This is a genomic window from Methylomarinum sp. Ch1-1 (assembly GCF_030717995.2).
Lineage (GTDB): Bacteria > Pseudomonadota > Gammaproteobacteria > Methylococcales > Methylomonadaceae > Methylomarinum > Methylomarinum roseum.
Genome location: NZ_CP157743.1, coordinates 3,652,569 through 3,672,806, shown reverse-complemented (window position 1 = coordinate 3,672,806; position 20,238 = coordinate 3,652,569). Strand labels below are relative to the sequence as shown.

Genomic DNA, 20,238 nt, shown 5'->3' with positions numbered 1-20,238 from the left:
GAAGGCCGCAAAAAGAAACTGAAGACATGAAAAATAAATCTGTCCCCTTTTTTTTACCTTTTTTTTCTATTGAAAGAGTATGCATACTAAAATATAATTTTATGCATAACATAGGGGGGTGAATGAGAACGACACTGGATCTACCTGAGAACTTGCTCAATGAAGCAATGAAAGTCACAAATACTGACACTAAGACTGCCGTTATAGTCAAGGCATTAGAAGAATTGGTCAGAAAATCAAAGATTTCTGGTCTAAAGAAATATCGCGGCAAGATTGATTTGGAAATCAACCTGAATGAATTAAGAGACCGTCATTAATGGAAGTGTTGGTTGATACTTCGATATGGGTTGACTATTTCAGAGACGGCGGCAACTCTAAAGACCTGGATTATCTAATAGATGAGAATCTAATAGTCACCAACGATATTATTCTTGCCGAGTTGATCCCGTATCTAAAAATTAAAAAGCAGAATAAAGTCATTACGCTTCTTCACGAGATAAATAAGGTTTCACTTTCTATTCACTGGGAAGAGATAATTGAGTATCAAGTAAAGTGTTTAAAAGGTGGAGCTAATGGAGTGGGCATTCCTGATTTAATCATCGCCCAAAATGCGAAACAAAATAGCTATAAGATTTACTCGCTCGACAAGCATTTTCGCTTACTTAATCAGGTGTTGAGAGTTAAACTTTATGGATAAAGGGCTAACAAGTGCGAATGAAAAGACGGTGTTAGTACGTGTGAGGTCTTGCAATCAAGCGTCTCTGGTTAAATTGAATGACAAGTATATTCCATTGCTATCACTCAGAGAGGAAACGTTGAAGTCTACTAACGGCTGAATCAAGATCGTCATTGCTATATAAAATCAATTATCGTTAGGACTAGGGATTACCGCGACTGCCCCGCATAGAGATCCAAAGGTGTCTGACCCTTTTGCGTGCTTTTGAGAGATCCAAAGGTGTCTGACCCTTTTGCGTGCTTTTGCGTGGATTGAGCGGGGCGGTGTTGAACTGTCAGATCTTTACGATGTTTGGGGGCACGGTAAAACGCGGAAAATGTCAACGTAGTTGTCGGAATCTAAAGGGGAATCTAAAGGTGTCTGACCCTTTTGGCATGAAACGGAATCTAAAGGTGTCTGACCCTTTTGGCATGAAAAATAAATCTGTCCCTGAGGTATCCCCACAAAATAGTCATATAAAACAATTTTCTATAGCTAAAAATTGATAGATAAATTGTTTTTTCGGGTCTAATTGTTGAAATACGTAATCTTTCAGCTTCGCCGGGAAGGCCCTATGTCGACCATTAGTTTACTCCATCATTTGATCAAACTGGCGCTTCCTGAGCTTCATCGAACCCGGCTTAAATCGCTCATGGCGACCGTAGAGGCTGGCTTGACAGGCGTCTCGGTATCGCTAACGGCCCTGGGGCGCGCACTTTCCGGTCCGTCCTATATCAAACACAAAATCAAGCGCATCGACCGTCTCCTCGGCAATCCCAATCTCAAGTCTGAGCGCCAAAAGCTCTATGGGGTCATGACACAGTGGTTATTACAGTCATTGTCCTTACCTTTGATTCTCATCGACTGGTCACCGCTCACCGCCGATCAAAGTCAACAGTTATTACGCGCGGCGCTACCGACCGGCAGTCGTACCATTACCTTATACGAGGAAGTCCACCCACGCAAAAAACTGGGGAACCCCAAGGTTCAACAGCAGTTTCTGCGTCGTCTTCAGGAACTGCTTCCGCCCGGCGTTACCCCCATCATTGTCGCCGACTCCGGGTTTCGCACCCCGTTTTTTCGGGCCGTCGAAGCCCTCAATTGGCATTGGTTGGGTCGGATTCGCGGCCGAGATTTTATCGCTTGGACCGATGAGCCCAAGCAATGGCTCCCAGCCAAATCCTTGCATGCTCGCGCTACACGCAAAGCCAAATGCCTGGGTAAGGCTCTTTGGGTTCGCATCAATCCGTTACCGGGACCTTAGTCGCGTTTTACCGTGCCCCCAAACATCGTAAAGATCTGACAGTTCAACACCGCCCCGCTCAATCCAGATCCAGCCGGAAACAGGCGGCACGCGAAAAAGAGCCCTGGTTACTGGTCGTTTCGCCCTCATTGAAGGATTATACGCCGGTTGATGTCGTGAATTATTATCGTTCCCGCATGCAAATCGAGGAAGGTTTCCGAGACACGAAAAGCGCGCATTACGGCGCCGACTTAACTCAAGACAGCCGGATAAACGCCGAACGACGTGCGAATTTATTATTGATTGCAGCGCTTATCATTTTTGCGCTTTGGCTGATTGGGCTGGGCTTGAAAGGCACTGCCATCGAACGGCAAATCAAAGTCTGCAGCAATCGTGATCGTTCACCTTATTCGGTCATTTTTCTTGCTCGTATCGCCTGTCAATATGTGGTATTTGAGTTGCAGGAAAATTTATTGGAACACGCTCAAGTTCTCTTAGTTGGTTATTTCAGCACCCTGGAAAAAGCGTAATTTGTGGGGATACCTCAGAATCTGTCCCCTTTTTTTGTCCCCTTTTTTTTAAGGTGTCTGACCCTTTTGGGGGTTTCTTTTGGGTTTTTGTTCAACGAAAGCTGCTTACCGGCACCAGTCGTTTTACCGATCAGATAGAAAAAATTATTGGAATGGGGATCGAGAGCAGGAGGAAGGGAAGGCCGCAAAAAGAAGCTGAAGACATGAAAAATAAATCTGTCCCCTTTTTTTCCTTGAAAAATAAATCTGTCCCCTTTTTTTCCTTCTATCCCGGTTCCGGCCATCTGCACGAAGTGGGTGCCGGCTTCGGCGAGGGCTATACCATTAACGTGCCGTTACCTGAAACCGCCGGTGACATCGCTTTTGAAAAGGCTTTTCGTGAGATATTGCTGCCCGCCGCCGAATATTTTGAACCCGACCTAGTTCTGGTTTCGGCTGGCTTCGATCCGCATCACAATGATATGGCAATGAACCTGAGCTATGACGGATTCAAGGTCCTCACAAGTATCGTTCAGGGTATCGCCGACCAGTACTGTGATGGCAGACTCGTGCTTGTGCTCGAAGGCGGCTACAATCTGACGTCGCTTTCCCGGGGGGGGCATGCTGTGCTGGAAGTGCTGGCCGGTGGCGATGCACCAGAACTGCAAGAGTGCGGCGTGAAGGAAGTGACAGAAGCTGCGGAATTCCATCGCTCGGCATTTACCAGAGATGAATAAAAGCGGCAGCGTAGGCGTTAATACTGCTCAGGCAACCTTGTCGGCCATATCATGCAGAGAACAGAGGGTTATACGGATCCAAAGGTGTCTGGATCCAAAAGGGTTTCAAAGGTGTCTGACCCTTTTGGGTTTGACCCTTTTGGGTTTTTGTTCAACGAAAGCTGCTTACCGGCACCAGTCGTTTTACCGATCAGATAGAAAAAATTATTGGAATGGGGATCGAGAGCAGGAGGAAGGGAAGGCCGCAAAAAGAAACTGAAGACATGAAAAATAAATCTGTCCCCTTTTTTTAAAGGGCTAACAAGTGCGAATGAAAAGACGGTGTTAGTACGTGTGAGGTCTTGCAATCAAGCGTCTCTGGTTAAATTGAATGACAAGTATATTCCATTGCTATCACTCAGAGAGGAAACGTTGAAGTCTACAAACGGCTGAATCAAGATCGTCATTGCTATATAAAATCAATTATCGTTAGGACTAGTGATTACCGTGACTGCCCCGCATAGTAGTCCCGACATTCACCTTCTCGGCCTCGCACCACCCTTTGTCCCTTCAGCGAGCCTTTCGTTTCCGTGACCACGGTATGCTGGCCTTCATGATGTTCGTCATCGTAAAAAAACAACACCACCCAGTCGTCGGTTTTTTGCAATTGATGGGCGCGCGGCGTGTTGGAAAATAAGGCGGTAAAATGCCAGCCTTTTTTAGTCACATGCATGATCGGCAGCCAGGCTTGGCTGCTCGGGTTAAAGCGTTTCGGCGCAATTTTAGGCAACTCATCGGCGCCGGCTTTTTTGCGATACAGAAAATCGATTTGCAACAACAGCGCGACTTCGGGTTCGGCGATCGCTTCCTGTCGTTTTGTCGCGGGTCGACGATAACCGAACACATGGTCCAGCCAAGCTTGCACCATTTCGACTTTATTGGCGCTGAAGCCGGGAACTTCGGACAAGCGTCCATTATGCGCCGCGACTTCCAGCGCTTCCAGCGTGTCGATATGCAATACTTCGATCAGGCGATGCGCCAACGTTGGGCCGATGCCGGGAATCTGTTCGAACAATTCGATCGGGTCGTGGCCGGCCTTTAGGCTTTCCAGTCGACTCATGCGTCCGGTGGCGACGTATTCATATATCGATCGCGCGATGCCTTCGCCGATTGCAGGCAGTTCGATTAATCCGGCAACCCCTTGGTGATCGATGATTTCGGTCGCAGGCCGCGTTAACTGTGCGATGGTTTTTGCGGCGCGCAGATAGGCGTTCGAGCGAAACGGATTGGCCCCTTGTTGTTCAAGCAATTCGCCTATTTCGTTCAGTTTGTCGGCAATTTCTTTATTTTTCACGATAGTCACCGCTGTTCAATCAGATGGAGATGCTTCAATGTTCACGATGCCAGATTAAGCGATCATCCTGATAAATGGCCTTGACTCGGTGATAGGGTACCGAATGTACTCGTCCCTCTTGGTCGACCACCTCGAAGGAAAAATGCTCGTTCTTGGGGAAAATGATCTCCTTGAAGGGGACGACGATCAGTCGCCGTTCGACTCGGTCATAATAGCCGATCTTGAAATCATGGCCGGCTAAATGTTCATCCCAACGAATCCGACTGAGTATTTTCTGTACCGGTTGCATCGATCTCTCGTGTTCGATTTTTTCAATATCGACGTTGAACGTCAATATTTTGCGATGCAATTGAGGCCGCTAGGTATAGGGACTGGCAATGCTGTCATCATGTTATTTTCCCCGTTGTTGCCTGTTGATTTATCGGGCTGTCTGAAACAGGCAATTTTCTACCTGCAAAATCTGCCTTGCCCCATACACTTATTCCGCAAGTAACTGATAGTCAGCGATAACTACTCGCTCCAATCGTAGGGTGGATAAGTGGAGCGCATCCACCGGCTCGGCTGTATTTATCGAGCGGCTTTCCATTTTTGTTTTCTGGCCGTCTTCTTGGCTGCTTTTTTTTCCCGTATCGCCGCCAGTTCGATGAGCTCGGCTTCCATCATCGCCGGGGTTTCCAGCGTGATCTGGCCGAGCGTGCCGTTGCGAAATTCATTTATCAAGATCTTTGCCGTTTTATCCAGGTCGACCTGCTTGCCGGCGCGCAGACAGCCGCGTTTTCGGCCGATGGTCTCCATTAAGTCCGCTTCGTTGTCCGGTAATTGTTCTATTTGATAACGCTGTTTGAGTAAGTCGGGATAGGCTTCCAGCAAGTATTCCGCGGTGAAGTAGGCGACGTCATCGTGACTGATCGCGGTATCTTTGATTGCGCCGGTGGCCGCTAAGCGATAACCGCTGTTTTTGTTTTCGACATTGGGCCATAGTACGCCCGGGGTATCGGAAAGAACGATGTTGCCGGGCAGGGTGATGCGTTGCTGGCGTTTAGTGACGGCCGGTTCGTTACCGGTCTTGGCGATGACTCGGTCGGCCAGTATGTTGATCAGGGTGGATTTGCCGACATTCGGTATGCCCATGATCATAGTGTGTATGATCTTGCCCACGGCGGTTTTTTCCGGCAGCATCTTGCCGCACAGCTCGATGATTTGCTTGATCTTGTCCGCTTGCTGGTTGGTGGCGGCCAATGTCTTGACGCCGCGTTCCTGTTCCAGATAGTCCTGCCATTCCCGGGTTCGATCCGGGTCGGCCAAGTCGTGCTTGTTCAGCACGCGGATGCAGGGTTTGTCGCCGCGCAGTGTCGATAACATCGGGTTTTGACTGCTGAAAGGAATGCGTGCGTCCAGCACCTCTATGATCAAATCGATCTTCGGCAGGGCTTGTTTGATTTCCTTGCTGGCCTTGTGCATGTGGCCCGGATACCATTGTATCTGCATGATTTCGGGTGACAATTGTTTACAATTGACCATTCTAACGTATTTCCCCCGCTCTTGTATCGGCCCGTGATTTGTTAGAATAGCGCCTCTGTACAAACCTGGAGTAGGCATGGAAACATTAATGCGGGCGCCGCAGGGCGAATTTACCTTACGGCGCTGGCCGATACGGGTCAATGATGTGCTGCGGGCATGGGACGCCGCCGATGAATACCTGTTGCATGAGCTGGCCGAGGAAAAACTAGAGGACGATGCCAATATCGTCATTTTAAACGACAGCTTCGGCGCTTTAGCCGTCGCCTTGCATCGTTACCGACCGCTGGCGATATCGGATTCTTGGCTGTCGCAGCAGGCCACCCGCAGCAATTTGGATGGCAACGGCTTGAGCCAAGCTTCCGTGACGCTGCTTAACAGCCTACAGGCGCCGGAGCAGCCCATCGATTATTTGCTGATCAAGGCGCCCAAGACCTTGGCCTTGTTGGAGTATCAGTTAATCAATCTGCAACCGTGGCTGAATGAGCGGACTCAGGTGATCGTCGCCGGCATGATCAAGAATCTGCCGCCTTCGCTGTGGAAATTGATGGCCCGTTTAGTGGGCCCGGTGACGACTTCATTGGCGAGAAAGAAGGCAAGGCTGCTTTATGCGAGACCGGCGCCGGACAGAAAGGTCGAGGACAATCCTTATCCGGTCAGGTATCGTCTGGAAAACAGTTCTTTTACCCTGGTCAATCATGCCAATGTCTTTTCCCGCGATAGTCTGGATATCGGCACGCGTTTGTTGCTACAACATTTACCGGACAATACGGATTACAACGATTTTATCGATCTCGGCTGCGGCAATGGCGTCGTCGGTTTGATGTTGGCTCGGCAAAACCCGGTCGCCTGCATACGCTTCATTGATGAAAGTTTCATGGCGGTGGCGTCGGCGCGGGAAAATTTCATCGCCGCTTTCGATCAACAGCGCCAAGCCGAGTTCATTACGACCGATTGTCTGAGCGGCATAGACGACGATTCTGCCGACTGTATCGTCTGTAATCCGCCGTTTCATCAGCAGCATGCCGTCGGTGATCATATCGCCTGGCAAATGTTCAAACAGTCGCGAAAGGTATTGCATCAGGGTGGGGAATTGCGCGTCATTGGCAATCGCCATCTCGCTTATCACATCAGTCTGAAGAAGTTATTCGGAAACTGTCGACTGGTCGCATCGAATAAAAAATTCGTTATTTTATCGGCGATCAAACGATGAAGTTACCACCGTGGGCCTGGAAATTTATGCCGGACCCCGCTAGAGTGGGAAGCAACGCAGCAGTTAAGTGAAATCCATGGAAAACAATGTCAGTGAAAAAGTCTTCAATCATTTAAACCGTTATATCAGGGAGAAGTTGGATGCCGAATTGGCGGCGACGCTCATCGCCTTCTGCCAGCAATATTATGAGGCCGTGCCGTTTGATGACCTGGAGACTATCGAGGTGGCTGATTTATACGGGGCGGTGTTGTCGCACTGGAATATGGCGCTGCGGTACCAGGCCGGCACGCAGAAGGTCAAAGTCTACAATCCGACGCTGGAGGATCATGGCTGGCAGTCCCCTCATACTATCGTCGAAATCGTCATCGAAGATATGCCGTTTCTGCTGCAATCGATCAGCATGGAAATCAATCAGCAGGGCTTGACCAACCATCTGGTCATTCATCCCGTCTATAACATGCTGAGGAACGAGCGGGGCGAGTTTGTTGGCTTTGCCGAAACTTCCGATCAAGCGAGTTCTAGTGAATGTTTATTGCACTTGGAAATTGACCGACAGGTGGATCAGGCGCAATTGGATTTTCTGCGTCGGCGATTAGTGGATATTTTGATTGATGTCCGTGCGGCAACTCAGGACTGGCAACCCTGCCTGAGCAAGATGCGGGAGGTCATCAACGCGTTGAGCGCAGCCGAGCAGGCCGAATCTGAAGCCGGAGCCGACATCATCGCTTTTTTACAATGGCTTTGTCAGGATCACTTTGTATTTCTGGGCTATCGGGAATATGAATTGGTGCAACAGGAGGGGGCAATGAGTTTTAAGCCGGTCGCCAATAGCGGCCTGGGTGTGCTCAGAGACAGCATCGCCAAGTTACCGGAAAACGGCTTGTTGCCGATCTCCGCCGATGCCTTCGCCAAAATTAATAATGCCGAACCCTTGTTAGTTACCAAGGCGACTTCGAAGGCAACGGTGCATAGGCCGGTGTTTATGGATTACATCGGCATTAAGCAATATGGCGCGGACGGCGAGTTGAACGGAGAAAAGCGCTTTCTGGGACTTTATAGCTCTAGGGCTTATCTGACCGAGTTAAAAGCCATTCCGATGGTCAGGGATAAAATCAGCTATGTCATGCAGCGCTTTGCCTTTCGTAAGAGCTCTCATCGCGCCCGTTCATTGATGTTCATCTTGCAGTCTTTGCCTAGGGACGAAATTTTCCAGGCCGAACCGGAAGAGCTGTTTCAGTGTGCGGCCACAGTCATTCAATTACAGGAAAGACAGCGCATCAAGGTCTTCGCTCGCCACGATGTCTATGGCCATTTTATTTCGCTGCTGGTGTTTGTGCCCAGGGAGCGCTATCACACCGAATCGCGCAAGAAGATCCAACGGATCTTATTGGAGACATTCGAGGCTCAGAACGTCGATTTCAGCGTCCAATTGTCGGAATCGATATTGGCCCGCATCCATTTCATTATTCGCACCGAAAGCGGTTGTCGCATCGACTATGACGTCAAGGATATCGAGCAGAAAATTATCGAGGTGCTGACGGAATGGAAGGATGATCTACGTCATGACTTGTTGGGCTACCATGGTGAAGCCAAGGCCAACGAGTTGTTGGAACACTATCAAGACAGTTTTACCGCGGCATATCGCGAGGAGATGTCCAGTCGTACGGCTATACTCGATATCGAACGTTTCGAGCATTTGCTAAGCAGCGGCGCTCAGGTGGAAACGCTGTTGTACAGCCCGCTGACCGCGAAGCGTAATAAGAGTTTGCGCTTCAAACTCTTCAGCAAGGGACAGGCTTCCTTGTCCAGCAGTTTGCCGATGTTGGAAAACATGGGGGTCAAGGTCTGCGATGAAAGGCCTTATGAGATTCGTAAAAAATCCTGCCAAGATGAATTGTGGATGCATGATTTTGGCTTGCACATCGATACCGATACCGGCAGTCTGAATCTGGAAAGCCTGAAGCCGCGTTTTCAGGAGGCCTTCGAGCAGTGCTGGCTCGGTAGAAGCGAAAATGACGGTTTTAACCAGCTCATTATTAAGGCCGGCATCAGTTGGCGTCAAGTGAATATCTTTCGCGCCTTTTATTTATATCTGCGCCAAATCAGCATCGCCTTCAGCCAAGCCTATGTTGAAACCACATTGGCCAATAATCCCGAAGTGGTGCGTCTGCTGGTGAATTTCTTTAATCAGCGTTTCGACCCCGCTTTGCAGCAGGATGATGACAGCAATGCCGAACTTTATGCGGCGATAGGCAAGGAAATCGATCAGGTTAAATCATTGGATGAAGACCGGATACTGCGCCGTTATCTAAATCTGATCCAGGCGGCGGTGCGCACTAACTATTTCAGGGCGCCGGTCGATGAACAGGGCATTCCTTATTTCGCGATCAAGTTTGACTCCTCGGCAGTCGCCGAGATACCGAAGCCGGTGCCTTATTTCGAAATCTTTGTTTATTCGCCGCGCATGGAAGGCATACATCTGCGCGGGGGGCCGGTAGCCCGCGGAGGCTTGCGCTGGTCGGATCGCCGCGAGGATTTTCGCACCGAAGTGTTGGGCTTGATGAAGGCGCAGATGACCAAGAATGCGGTGATCGTACCGACCGGCGCAAAGGGCGGCTTCGTCGTTAAAAACCTCGGTAAGTTGGAGGCCGCGGAGGCGCGTAAACAGGAAGTCGTCAGTTGTTATCGGATTCTGATTAAGGGGTTATTGGATTTGACCGACAATCTGCAAAACGGTCGGGTTATTAAGCCCAATGCCGTCAATTGTTATGACGATGACGATACTTATTTAGTGGTCGCCGCCGACAAGGGGACCGCTACTTTCTCCGATTATGCTAATGGTTTGTCCAAGCAATATGGTTTTTGGCTCGGCGATGCCTTTGCCTCGGGCGGATCGTATGGCTATGATCATAAGATGATGGGTATTACCGCTCGCGGAGCATGGGAATCGGTCAAACATCATTTCGATCGCTTGGCGATTAAGTATATGAAGAAGCCGTTTAGCGTCATCGGCATCGGCGGTATGGCTGGTGATGTATTCGGCAATGGCATGTTGTTGTCCGATCAAATCAAACTGATTGGCGCCTTCGACCATGAATATATCTTGTTGGATCCCGATCCCGATCCGGAAGTCAGTTTCGAGGAGCGCAAACGCCTGTTCGCCTTGCCGGGGGCGTCTTGGTCCGATTATGACCGGAACTTGATTTCCAAGGGCGGAGGGGTCTATTCGCGGCAGTTAAAATCGATTCCATTGAGCGAGACGATGAAAGAGCGCCTGAATATCAATCACGATCGTATGACCCCGAATGAGTTGATCAAGAGTCTGCTGCGCGCGCCGGTGGACTTGTTATGGAACGGCGGCATAGGCACTTTTGTTAAGGCGAGTCGAGAAAGCAACGGGGATGTGGGAGACAGGGCTAACGATGCGGTGCGGGTTAATGGCAGGGAGCTGAATTGCAAGGCGGTGGCGGAGGGCGGAAACTTGGGCTTCACCCAAGCCGGACGCATCGAATATGCGCGCAAAGGCGGCCTGATTAATACCGATTCGATCGATAACTCGGCCGGCGTCGATTGTTCGGATCATGAGGTCAATATCAAGATTCTGTTGGATAGTCTGGTCGCTCAGGGCGATTTGACCGTTAAACAACGTAATCGGCAGCTCGAAAGCATGACCGATGCCGTCGCCGAATTGGTGTTGGTCAATAATGCGTTGCAGAATCGGGCGATCAGCATGATTGAGCGGACTTCGGTCGGCGAATTGCAGGGCGTGCAATGGTTGATTGAAATTTTGGAAAAAGAAGGCCATTTAAATAGGGCGCTAGAGGGCATTCCTTCCAAAGAGATGTTGGTTGATCGCCAGAGCAAGGGCAAAGGCTTGTACCGGCCGGAGATCAGTGTGCTACTGGCCTACAGCAAGCAGTTGCTGAAACAGCGATTATTGGACGACCTGCCGAGTTTGGATGAGGCCTTGTTGCAACAGGAATTAAGTGCGTATTTCCCGGAGCCGTTGCGGCAAAATTTTCCCAATCAGATTCAACAGCATTATCTGGCTCAGGGCATCGTGGCCAACTGCATGGTCAATGCCTTGGTTAACCGGATGGGTATCGTGTTCCCATTCCAGGTGATCGATGAAACCGGTTATTCGATCAGCGCGATTGTCGCCGTGTATAAACGTGTTTGTCATATTTTTGTCATCGACGCGTTGTGGTCGGAAATTCAACATCTGCAATTACAGTTGGCCGATGAGGTCGTCGAAGAATTGTATGCTCGCCTCAGGGAGTTGGCGGAAAGAGCGATGCAATGGTACTTGAGTATCGACGATCGCTTGCAAGGCGAAGAGGAGGTCAAATCCTACCTACAGGGCATTGCTCAGCTGAAAGAATCTCTGCCGGAGATTATCTCCGATCAGTCTAACCAACGCATCGATCAAGAGGTCGATCACTATATTCAACAAGGGGTGCCGGCCGGTTTGGCGTTGAATATCGTCATGATGGATATGATGTATTTATCTCTCAATGTGATTTGGCTGCATAAAAATAGCAACAGCACGTTACAGGAATGCGGCCAAATTTTCTTTCAGCTGATAGAGTCTTTGGAACTGTTGTGGTTGCGCGAACAAATTTATCAGTTGCCGGGAGGAACGATCTGGCAAGCTTTGGCGCGCAGGACCAGCCGAGAAGAATTCAATGCCGTGTGTTGCGCTTTGTCGCTGTCGGCATTACAGCAGCCGGATAATAGTATGACCGACAAACTGGAAAGCTGGCTTGCTTGTTATGAAGATTCTATACAGCGTTATCGTAAGTTATTGGCAATGGTCAAATCGGAGCCTGTGATTGAGTTGGAGAAGGTGACGGTGCTACTGAAAGAGCTGCAGGATATCGCCAGCAGTTCCAAAAAAGCCGGTAAAAATTGATATAGGTCAAGATGGCGGGAGTGCGTCTCATTATAATGAAACCCATGTTATCGAATGTTTAACTGACAGTTCGGACATACTCCTCTTTGAAGATATTCTGTAAGGCAGGCGCTGTTGCACCTGCCTTTTTTTTATCGCCAAAACAACCCTATTCCGCCGAAATCGTGGTAAATTATTTTTATTTAGGTTAAAAAGATTCAGGACGGGGTTGCAAACCCCGGCCGGCTCAGAGTTGGGGGATTTTTATCCTGAACTGTAACTACTCACCCCCATTTGTAGGGTGGTGTGACTGGCATGGTAGTCAGCTAGCTGGTGAAAGTCCAGCCTTTGCCCTGTGAGAAGGGAAGAAGTAGGCGAAAGCAAGGGTGTCCAAAGAAACTCCCGGTAGCTACCCAACAGGGAAGCACGGTTACCGAGAGCCAATGCGGAATCTGAAAGAAGCTCTAGCCGAATCGGTCACCTAAACGAGAGTGAACCTTCGTAAGGCGGCAGCAAGAGGATGAGGTGCCCGCGTCCACCGAAGTCCGATATTCTCACCGTAACTTGCTGTTGTATTGAAGGTAGGTGGACCGAGATAAAGTTGACTATCTTACCCAGTGAAGGGCCGTCGGCTTCGGGTCGGTGTAACTGCGACACCTTAAGCCCTAAGCGCAGCAGTAATGCTGACGTGATGAACCGAGGGTCTGCAGATGAAGCCGTAGTAATCGTAAAGTTCGATGCCGATGAGGTTATGGTGACATAGCTGAGGGAAAAACATCGAACCAGTGACAGGAAGTTGGAGGTGAAGGGTGGAACACGTAAGCGGCCATGGCCGTTGATTATAAACTGAGGGTCTGAGATCAGCCTGACAGGAGCAATCGACTATTCGCGTCGTAAACAGTGAACGAATCGATTGCGCGAGATTGAAGAAAGGCCATTGCAAGAGAGAGAAAAAAGTGAAATGAACGAACATGACCGATTGATTGAGGAACCAAGACTCTTTGACCAACTGTGCTCAACGTTGTATTTGAGTGCGGGATTTGAACAGGTGAAGAAGAACAAAGGCAAACCCGGCATTGACGGGGTCACGATAGCCGACTTTGAAGCCCGTTTAGACGAAGAGCTAAGTCGTCTGCAACAGGAATTGCAGGATTGGACTTACCAACCCTCGCCGGTTCGCCGAGTGGAAATACCTAAGCCTGGCGGCAAGGGCGTACGTCTGCTCGGCATACCGACGGTGCGGGATCGTGTGGTACAGACGACCCTGAAATTGTTGCTGGAACCGATCTTTGATCCGCATTTTCAGGGCACAGCTATGGCTTTCGTCCGGGACGGAGTCAACACCAAGCGGTGCAAGCGGCGCAACGGATCGTGGAAAGCGGTAAACCCTATGTGGTGGACATCGACTTATCGAAGTTCTTCGATCGTATTCACCACGACCGGCTGATTGGCCGGATGGGGCAACGGATCGCCGACAAACGCATCTTGCGCTTGATCGGCATGATGCTGCGCAGTGGCGTGATGATCAACGGCGTCGTCAACCCCAGCAAGGAAGGTGCGATGCAGGGCGGACCGTTAAGCCCTTGCTGAGCAACATTGTTCTGGACGAACTGGATCAGGAATTGGAAAAGCGCGGACTGGAATTTTGTCGGTTTGCCGATGACTGCAACATTTTCGTTGGGTCGCAAAAGGCGGCGGAGCGAGTGATGGAGAAAGTCAGCCAATTCATCGAAAACAAGCTGAAACTGAAGGTGAACCGGGAGAAAAGCCAAGTGGCTAAATCCGATGCGGTAAAGTTCTTAGGCTTTACCGTGGTCGACGGACGGTGGCGATTGCGCACAAAGCCCTGCAAACGGCCATGAGTAAAGTCAAAGCCTTAACGCCGCGAGGCACCCATCAGACGCTGAATCACACCCTGGCCGACCTTAATCAGTGGTACGTGGGCTGGGCCAACTACTACAGCTTGACCCAATACCCGTCCCAGCTGAGGAAAATCGAAGCCCATATCCGGCGACGATTACGAGCGAGGCTGGTGAGTCAGCAGAAGCGGAAACAGCATCTGTATCGAAACCTGGTCAAACGGGGCGTACCGCGAAAGCAAGCCGCCCAGACGGTCTTTTCCAACAAGAAACGGTGGGCGCTTTCCGCAACCCGAGCGGTGACGAGAGCCTATCCGAACAGTTGGTTTATCAACCTGATGGGACAGGAAATACGATCCGACCGACAGTTAGCGCATTGGTTTGAGGTATCTCAATGGATTCGTCTTACGTGAGGAGCCGTGTACGGACCCGTACGCACGGTTCTGTGGGCAGACGGGAGCTGCGGCTCCCTCTGACCCGATGATAAGCGGAGCGCATCCACCGGGTCGGCATCTTTGGTGGATGCGCCCTTCAGGCTTATCCACCCTACATGCCCTGCCGCGTTCGATAAGTGGGGCGAGCAGTTACCCTGAACTTTAAATTAAGCACCTTTCGCGATGCGCTTTGGCATTGCGCTGTTGGGCTTTATAAACAACCGATTGGATCATGCAAGCACTACCGGAAAACTTATATACGGCGGCTCAGGTTCGTGAAATGGATCGTATCGCCATCGAAGAAAAAGGCATTCCAGGCATCGGCTTGATGGCTAAGGCCGCGGGCGCGGTATTCGAGCAAATCCGTTTGCGTTGGCCGGAACTTAACAAGCTGGTGGTCTTTTGCGGCGGCGGCAACAACGGCGGTGACGGCTATGTGCTTGCCAGGCTCGCGTTAGCCGCCGGCTGCCAGATTGAGCTGGTTTCTTTGACAGGGATCGACAAGCTGCGCGGCGACGCCTTGACCGCGTGTCGGGATTATCTTCAGAACGGCGGCCCTATCGATTCCTTGCGAGCGCAGACTCTGGCGGAACCGTGCGTCGTCGTCGATGCCTTATTGGGTACCGGCCTGGATCGCGAAGTCGTCGGCGCATTTGCCGAAGCGATACAGGCGATCAATGCTTGCGATTGGCCGGTCATCGCCGTCGATATTCCGTCAGGCCTAAATGCCGACAGTGGGCAGGTGATGGGTTGCGCGGTGAAGGCGGATTGCACGGTTTCCTTCATCGCCCTGAAACGGGGGCTCTTTACCGGGGAGGCGAACGAGTATCGCGGTGAACTGGTGTATTCCAGTCTGTTGGTTCCGGCGGATGTCGCGGCGACCCAGGCGCATGCCGCGAAGCTGATACGCAAACCGGTGTTGCCGCGGCGTAATCGTTGCGCGCATAAGGGACATTACGGCCATGTGTTGCTGGTTGGCGGCGATTGCGGTTATAGCGGGGCGATCAGAATGGCGGCGGAGGCTGCGCTGCGGAGTGGGGCCGGTTTGGTCAGTGTCGCCACCCGCGCCGATCACAGTCATGCGATCAATATCGGTCGACCGGAAATCATGAGTCATGCCGTCGAAACGGTGGAGCAATTAAATGCCTTGCTGGACAAAGCGAATGTGGTCGTCATCGGACCCGGTTTGGGGCAGAGTTCCTGGGCTCAGGCGCTTTTTTCCCGGGCCATGGCTGAAGACGTGTTGTGCGTGGCCGATGCCGATGCGCTCAATCTGTTGGCCAAACAGCCGGCTTTGAAACATAATCGCGTGATCACCCCGCATCCTGGTGAGGCGAGCCGCTTACTCGGCTGTTCAAGCGCCGAAATCGCCGCCGACCGTTTTGCCGCGGTGACGGAATTGCAGCGACGCTATGGCGGGGTCGCCTTATTGAAAGGGGCGGGAACCCTGGTCAAGGACAGCCAAGATATTTATCTGTCGACCACCGGCAATCCGGGCATGGCTTCGGGAGGAATGGGGGATGTGTTGTCCGGCTTGATTGGTGGCCTGCTCGCTCAGGGAATGGCGATGGCCATGGCCACGAGGTTGGCCGTCCATGCCCATGGCCAGGCGGCCGATATCGCCGCCGCTAATGGGGGCGAAAGAGGTTTATTGGCTAGCGATTTGCTGGCGCATATCCGAACGGTGTTAAATTAACCTGAGTTCGGGTTAAGAAGCCAGCCTGATACTGTCTTAACTCTTTGGAATATATGATTATTTTATCCCGAACTGAGGTTGAATTAATGGTGTATTCAGTATCTTTCAGGGTTAGGCAGTCGGTCATTGATTTCTCGGGACGCGTTCACCCAGCACTAAATAAACGAAGATGATTTATCGCAGCCATTAGCCTATGGAATTTAGGTGCTGGGTGAATACGTCCAGGTAGGCTTGAGCGAGGAATCTGATCGCCAGGGAGGATGAAAATGCCGATTTTTCAGCAAAAATCTGCCTGTTGCAGACAGCCCGATAAATCAATAATCGATTCCCTTTGATAATACTACGTTGAATAATTACAATTAATGAAGATAACGTTAGAGACAACCGAAGATACCGAACAATTTGGCGCCCAATTATGGCGGATGCTGCCCGAGCGCTGCCTGATATTCCTACGGGGTGATCTAGGCGCCGGTAAAACCACCTTGGTGCGTGGTGTGTTGAGGGCTGCAGGGCATCGCGGGGCGGTCAAAAGTCCGACTTATACCTTGGTGGAGGAATACTGCTTAAATGGTCGGGCGCTGTTTCATTTTGATCTTTACCGCATAAAAGACCCAGAGGAATTGGAGTGGATCGGGATCAGGGATTATATGCAACAGGGAATCTGTTTTATCGAGTGGCCGGAAATGGGCGTAGGCTTTTTGCCGCCGGCAGATATTGAGCTGACTTTGCAAGTTGCCGGTCAGGGGCGGGTGATGGAAATCAAGGGCTTGTCCGAGCGACTGATGAAAAATGTTATTCTGAACTGGAAAAACAAGGACATACTGTTATAATTTAAACAAAAATGTTGCTTTGGTTGTTCAGTCATGATTCGATTCCGGTTATTTTTTGCATTTTCTCTGTTACTGGCGATGTCGGTGGCCTGGGGAGCAGAACAGATTAAAGTCGATTCGTTACGTCTCTGGACCGCGCCGGATCATACCCGTTTGGTGTTCGATGTGTCGCAAGCCCCAATGCACACGATATTTCCGCTGCATAATCCGTCACGGCTGGTGATCGATATCAGCAATGCCAAACTGAATCAGCCCTTGCAACAGCCTCCGCATGACCATCCGTTGTTTACCAAGGTGCGCGCCGGGGTTAGGAATAAAACCGATTTAAGGGTCGTACTTGACTTGAATGGCGATGTCACGACCAAAAGCTTTGCCTTGAAGCCCAGTCATAAATACGGCAATCGCCTGGTGATCGATTTATTTCCCAAAGGCAATCAGGCGGTCGTCGCTAATGGGGGACAGAGAAACGCCGCCATCAAAACGGTAAAAAACAAAGCCCGGGATATTATCGTCGCCGTCGATGCCGGTCATGGTGGTGAGGATCCAGGCGCCCATGGCCCAAGAGGCACACAGGAAAAGAAGGTCGTTTTTTCGATAGCGCAAAAGCTGGCTGAGTTAATCGATCGTCAGCCCGGCATGAAGGCGGTGATGGTGCGCAAAGGCGATTATTACATCAAACTGAGGAAGCGGATGGAAATCGCCCGTCAGGCCCGAGCCGATCTTTTTGTATCAATACACGCCGACGCCTTCAAGAGTTCCAGGGTTAAAGGGGCTTCGGTCTTTACCTTATCCAGGCGCGGCGCCTCTAGTGAAGCGGCGCGTTGGTTGGCCTATCATGAGAATTCCGCCGATTTGGAGCTGGCCGGTGGGGTCAGTCTCGACGATAAAGACGAAATGCTGGCTTCGGTGTTGTTGGATTTGTCGCAGACGGCGACCAAGGAAGCCAGTCGTAAAGTCGGCGCCAATGTATTGAACAATTTCAAGCGCATAGGTCATCTGCATAAAAACACCGTGCAAAAAGCCGGCTTCATGGTGCTGAAGTCCCCCGATATTCCGTCGATTTTGGTGGAGACCGCCTTTATTTCCAATCCGACCGAAGAGAGAAAACTGCGCAGTCGGACTCATCAGCAGAAAATGGCGCAAGCGATCTTTAACGGAATCCTCAGTTATTTCAAAGATTATGCGCCGGCCGACACCTTGATGGCATCGGTCTCTGCCGGTCGTCAGGCCAAGCATGTCATTACCCGCGGTGAAACGCTGTCAGGCATCGCCCAGCGTTATGGCGTCAGCATGCGTTCCCTGAAGGCGGCGAATGCATTGGGCAATAATGTGATTCGCATAGGCCAGGTGTTGAAAATTCCGGCCGATAGTTAGTTCTTTTTCAAGGGTTTTGCCCGGTAAGGTTTTCAGTTGCTTCGCCGTTCAGTAGAATAGGGCCTTTTGGCTGTTTCATGCGCATACATTCCTTACCGACTCAATTAGTCAATCAGATTGCGGCTGGCGAAGTGGTGGAAAGACCCGCTTCGGTGGTCAAGGAATTGGTGGAAAACTGTTTCGACGCCGGCGCCACGCAAATCCAAATCGATATCGAGCAGGGCGGCGCTCGTTTGATCAGAATACGCGATAATGGCTGCGGCATTATCAATGAGGATTTGGGTTTGGCGCTGTCACGACATGCGACCAGTAAGATCAGTAGTTTGAAGGACTTGGAACAGGTCGCCAGCATGGGGTTTCGTGGCGAAGCCTTGCCTAGCATCAGCTCGGTGGCAAGGTTGACCTTGATCTCACGGACCGAGAACGCAGAGTGCGCCTGGAAGGTCGGCGCCGATGGCACGGAAAAAGACTTCGACCCGCAACCCGATCCACATCCGCAGGGCACGACGATCGAAGTGCGCGATCTGTTTTACAATACCCCGGCTAGGCGCAAATTCCTGAAAAGCGAGAAAACCGAGTTTTCTCATATAGAAAACCTGATCAAAAAGATGGCGTTAAGTCATTTTGATATCGGTTTCGTGCTGACTCATAATCAGCGCGAAATCGTGAATCTGAAACCGGCTAGTTCGCCGGCGGAACAGGAAAAGCGCATAGCCAAGATCTGTGGTTCGGCCTTTATCGAAAACGCAGTCAGAATCGATTTCGCCTCATCAGGCCTGCATTTGACTGGCTGGGTGGGTTTGCCGACCTTTTCGCGCAGTCAGCCGGATATGCAGTTTTTTTATGTCAATGCTCGATTGATCAAGGATCGTTTGGTTTCGCATGCGGTCAAACAAGCTTATCAGGATGTGTTGTACCACGGCCGGCACCCGGTGTTTGTGCTGTATTTGGCCTTGGACCCTAAACTGGTCGACGTTAACGCACATCCGGCTAAACTGGAGGTGCGTTTTCGCGAAGGCCGCTTGGTTCATGATTTTCTGTTCAGCGCCTTGCATCGTTCGTTGGCCGAGCAAAGGCCCGAGCCCGCTCAAGCCGAGGTCTTAGAGGTTGAGGCATTTGCGCCGCCACAGGCCGAAGCGCAAACGGCGGTTCGGAGTCGAACCCATGATCCGCGTCCTCCGCAACAATCGAATCTGCCGCTGTCGGTGGAAGAGGAAATCAAGGCTTATGCCTCGTTATATCCACAGACAGAACCCGCCATTGTCGAACCGGCGCCGGTACAGTCTGCGCATAGACAACAGATACCGCCATTAGGATTTGCCGTCGCCCATATTCATAGCATTTATATTCTCTCCGAAACCCCCAATGGCGTCATCTTGGTCGACGCTCATGCGGCTCATGAGCGGGTCACTTATGAGCGTCTTAAAAAACAATACCATCAGGGCGATGTGCCGACCCAACCGTTATTGTTGCCTCTTAAAATTCAGGTGTCGACGGCGGAAGCCGATTTGGCGGAGCAGGAGCAGGGCTTTTTTGCTTCGTTAGGCTTTGAAATCAATCGTTCGGGGCCAGAAACCCTGGTCTTGCGCGCAACGCCTGCGATTTTGGGCAAGGCCGATATGGATAGCCTGGTCCGGGATATCCTGGCCGATATCCTCACCAACGGCATGAGCCGAAGAGTGGAAGAGAAATCGAATGAAATTTTGGCGACGATGGCCTGTCATGGTTCGGTTAGGGCGCGGAGAAAATTGACGATAGATGAGATGAATGCATTGTTGAGAGAGATGGAACAAACGGAAAGAATCGGGCAGTGCAATCATGGCCGCCCCACTTGGGTTGCATTGAGTCATGCCGACCTGGATAAGTTTTTTATGCGTGGACAGTAG

General features: G+C 50.9%; 16 protein-coding genes and 1 pseudogene. 14 read left to right on the top strand and 3 right to left on the bottom strand.

What is annotated here, in order from left to right; translation table 11 throughout:
* Positions 1-122: 122 nt before the first annotated feature.
* From Q9L42_RS16785 to Q9L42_RS16765, 5 genes are all read left to right on the top strand, one after another.
* Positions 123-317 carry a type II toxin-antitoxin system VapB family antitoxin gene (locus tag Q9L42_RS16785; protein WP_305907277.1) on the top strand — a complete coding sequence of 65 codons (195 nt, stop codon included), beginning with the start codon at positions 123-125 and terminating at the stop codon, positions 315-317.
* The gene (locus Q9L42_RS16780; RefSeq protein ID WP_305907278.1) at positions 317-697 is read left to right on the top strand and encodes a PIN domain-containing protein; all 381 of its coding nucleotides are present in this window, start codon (positions 317-319) and stop codon (positions 695-697) included. Before Q9L42_RS16785 ends, Q9L42_RS16780 begins: the two co-directional genes overlap by 1 nt.
* 592 nt (positions 698-1,289) lie before the next feature.
* Entirely contained in the window at positions 1,290-1,979 is a 690-nt protein-coding gene (locus Q9L42_RS16775) for an IS4 family transposase (protein ID WP_305907279.1), read from the top strand.
* Positions 1,946-2,488: a transposase gene (locus Q9L42_RS16770; RefSeq protein ID WP_305907280.1), complete on the top strand. Its 543-nt coding sequence runs from the start codon at positions 1,946-1,948 to the stop codon at positions 2,486-2,488. Before Q9L42_RS16775 ends, Q9L42_RS16770 begins: the two co-directional genes overlap by 34 nt.
* Positions 2,489-2,541: 53 nt before the next feature.
* Positions 2,542-3,204, top strand: coding sequence for a hypothetical protein (locus Q9L42_RS16765; protein ID WP_349431459.1), 663 nt, complete (start codon positions 2,542-2,544; stop codon positions 3,202-3,204).
* Positions 3,205-3,685: 481 nt separating this feature from the next.
* Here the strand turns inward: Q9L42_RS16765 and Q9L42_RS16760 are convergent, their stop codons facing one another.
* The 3 genes from Q9L42_RS16760 to ylqF form a co-directional block, all read right to left on the bottom strand.
* Entirely contained in the window at positions 3,686-4,537 is an 852-nt protein-coding gene (locus tag Q9L42_RS16760; RefSeq protein WP_305907281.1) for a helix-hairpin-helix domain-containing protein, read from the bottom strand.
* Between the two features lie 34 nt (positions 4,538-4,571).
* Complete coding sequence (locus Q9L42_RS16755; RefSeq protein WP_349431458.1) at positions 4,572-4,886, bottom strand: DUF504 domain-containing protein; 315 nt, start codon at positions 4,884-4,886, stop codon at positions 4,572-4,574.
* Between the two features lie 218 nt (positions 4,887-5,104).
* Positions 5,105-6,025 carry a ribosome biogenesis GTPase YlqF gene (gene ylqF, locus Q9L42_RS16750; protein ID WP_349431457.1) on the bottom strand — a complete coding sequence of 307 codons (921 nt, stop codon included), beginning with the start codon at positions 6,023-6,025 and terminating at the stop codon, positions 5,105-5,107.
* Between the two features lie 109 nt (positions 6,026-6,134).
* On the opposite strand from ylqF, the gene Q9L42_RS16745 reads away from it, so the two are divergent.
* The 9 genes and pseudogenes from Q9L42_RS16745 (at position 6,135) to mutL (ending at position 20,238) form a co-directional block, all read left to right on the top strand.
* On the top strand, positions 6,135-7,268 hold the full coding sequence (locus tag Q9L42_RS16745; RefSeq protein ID WP_305907284.1) for a methyltransferase: 1,134 nt from the start codon (positions 6,135-6,137) through the stop codon (positions 7,266-7,268).
* Positions 7,269-7,344: 76 nt separating this feature from the next.
* Positions 7,345-12,180 (top strand): NAD-glutamate dehydrogenase, encoded by a 4,836-nt coding sequence (locus Q9L42_RS16740; protein WP_349431456.1) that lies wholly within the window; start codon positions 7,345-7,347, stop codon positions 12,178-12,180.
* Between the two features lie 940 nt (positions 12,181-13,120).
* Positions 13,121-13,606 (top strand): hypothetical protein, encoded by a 486-nt coding sequence (locus Q9L42_RS16735; RefSeq protein ID WP_349431455.1) that lies wholly within the window; start codon positions 13,121-13,123, stop codon positions 13,604-13,606.
* Positions 13,510-14,021 (top strand): annotated as a pseudogene (locus Q9L42_RS21535) (reverse transcriptase domain-containing protein). The gene Q9L42_RS16735 and the pseudogene Q9L42_RS21535 overlap by 97 nt, the downstream one beginning before the upstream one ends.
* A complete protein-coding gene (locus Q9L42_RS16720; RefSeq protein ID WP_349431453.1) occupies positions 14,018-14,431 on the top strand; it encodes a group II intron maturase-specific domain-containing protein in 414 nt (137 codons plus the stop codon). The pseudogene Q9L42_RS21535 and the gene Q9L42_RS16720 overlap by 4 nt, the downstream one beginning before the upstream one ends.
* A gap of 253 nt (positions 14,432-14,684) precedes the next feature.
* Positions 14,685-16,148, top strand: a complete 1,464-nt coding sequence (locus Q9L42_RS16715) for an NAD(P)H-hydrate dehydratase (protein ID WP_349431452.1) — start codon at positions 14,685-14,687, stop codon at positions 16,146-16,148.
* 362 nt (positions 16,149-16,510) lie between these two features.
* On the top strand, positions 16,511-16,978 hold the full coding sequence (gene tsaE, locus Q9L42_RS16710) for a tRNA (adenosine(37)-N6)-threonylcarbamoyltransferase complex ATPase subunit type 1 TsaE (RefSeq protein ID WP_305907285.1): 468 nt from the start codon (positions 16,511-16,513) through the stop codon (positions 16,976-16,978).
* A 33-nt stretch (positions 16,979-17,011) separates the two neighbouring features.
* Positions 17,012-18,352, top strand: a complete 1,341-nt coding sequence (locus Q9L42_RS16705) for an N-acetylmuramoyl-L-alanine amidase (RefSeq protein WP_349431451.1) — start codon at positions 17,012-17,014, stop codon at positions 18,350-18,352.
* A gap of 77 nt (positions 18,353-18,429) precedes the next feature.
* Positions 18,430-20,238: a DNA mismatch repair endonuclease MutL gene (mutL, locus tag Q9L42_RS16700; protein ID WP_349431450.1), complete on the top strand. Its 1,809-nt coding sequence runs from the start codon at positions 18,430-18,432 to the stop codon at positions 20,236-20,238.

Coding starts and splice junctions, on each gene's coding strand:
- Q9L42_RS16785 (WP_305907277.1), top strand. CDS start 123: ATGAGAACGACACTGGATCTACCTGAGAACTTGCTCAATGAAGCAATG.
- Q9L42_RS16735 (WP_349431455.1), top strand. CDS start 13,121: ATGAACGAACATGACCGATTGATTGAGGAACCAAGACTCTTTGACCAA.
- ylqF (WP_349431457.1), bottom strand. CDS start 6,025: ATGCAGATACAATGGTATCCGGGCCACATGCACAAGGCCAGCAAGGAA.
- Q9L42_RS16745 (WP_305907284.1), top strand. CDS start 6,135: ATGGAAACATTAATGCGGGCGCCGCAGGGCGAATTTACCTTACGGCGC.
- Q9L42_RS16720 (WP_349431453.1), top strand. CDS start 14,018: ATGAGTAAAGTCAAAGCCTTAACGCCGCGAGGCACCCATCAGACGCTG.
- mutL (WP_349431450.1), top strand. CDS start 18,430: ATGCGCATACATTCCTTACCGACTCAATTAGTCAATCAGATTGCGGCT.
- Q9L42_RS16740 (WP_349431456.1), top strand. CDS start 7,345: ATGGAAAACAATGTCAGTGAAAAAGTCTTCAATCATTTAAACCGTTAT.
- Q9L42_RS16775 (WP_305907279.1), top strand. CDS start 1,290: ATGTCGACCATTAGTTTACTCCATCATTTGATCAAACTGGCGCTTCCT.
- tsaE (WP_305907285.1), top strand. CDS start 16,511: ATGAAGATAACGTTAGAGACAACCGAAGATACCGAACAATTTGGCGCC.
- Q9L42_RS16705 (WP_349431451.1), top strand. CDS start 17,012: ATGATTCGATTCCGGTTATTTTTTGCATTTTCTCTGTTACTGGCGATG.
- Q9L42_RS16780 (WP_305907278.1), top strand. CDS start 317: ATGGAAGTGTTGGTTGATACTTCGATATGGGTTGACTATTTCAGAGAC.
- Q9L42_RS16715 (WP_349431452.1), top strand. CDS start 14,685: ATGCAAGCACTACCGGAAAACTTATATACGGCGGCTCAGGTTCGTGAA.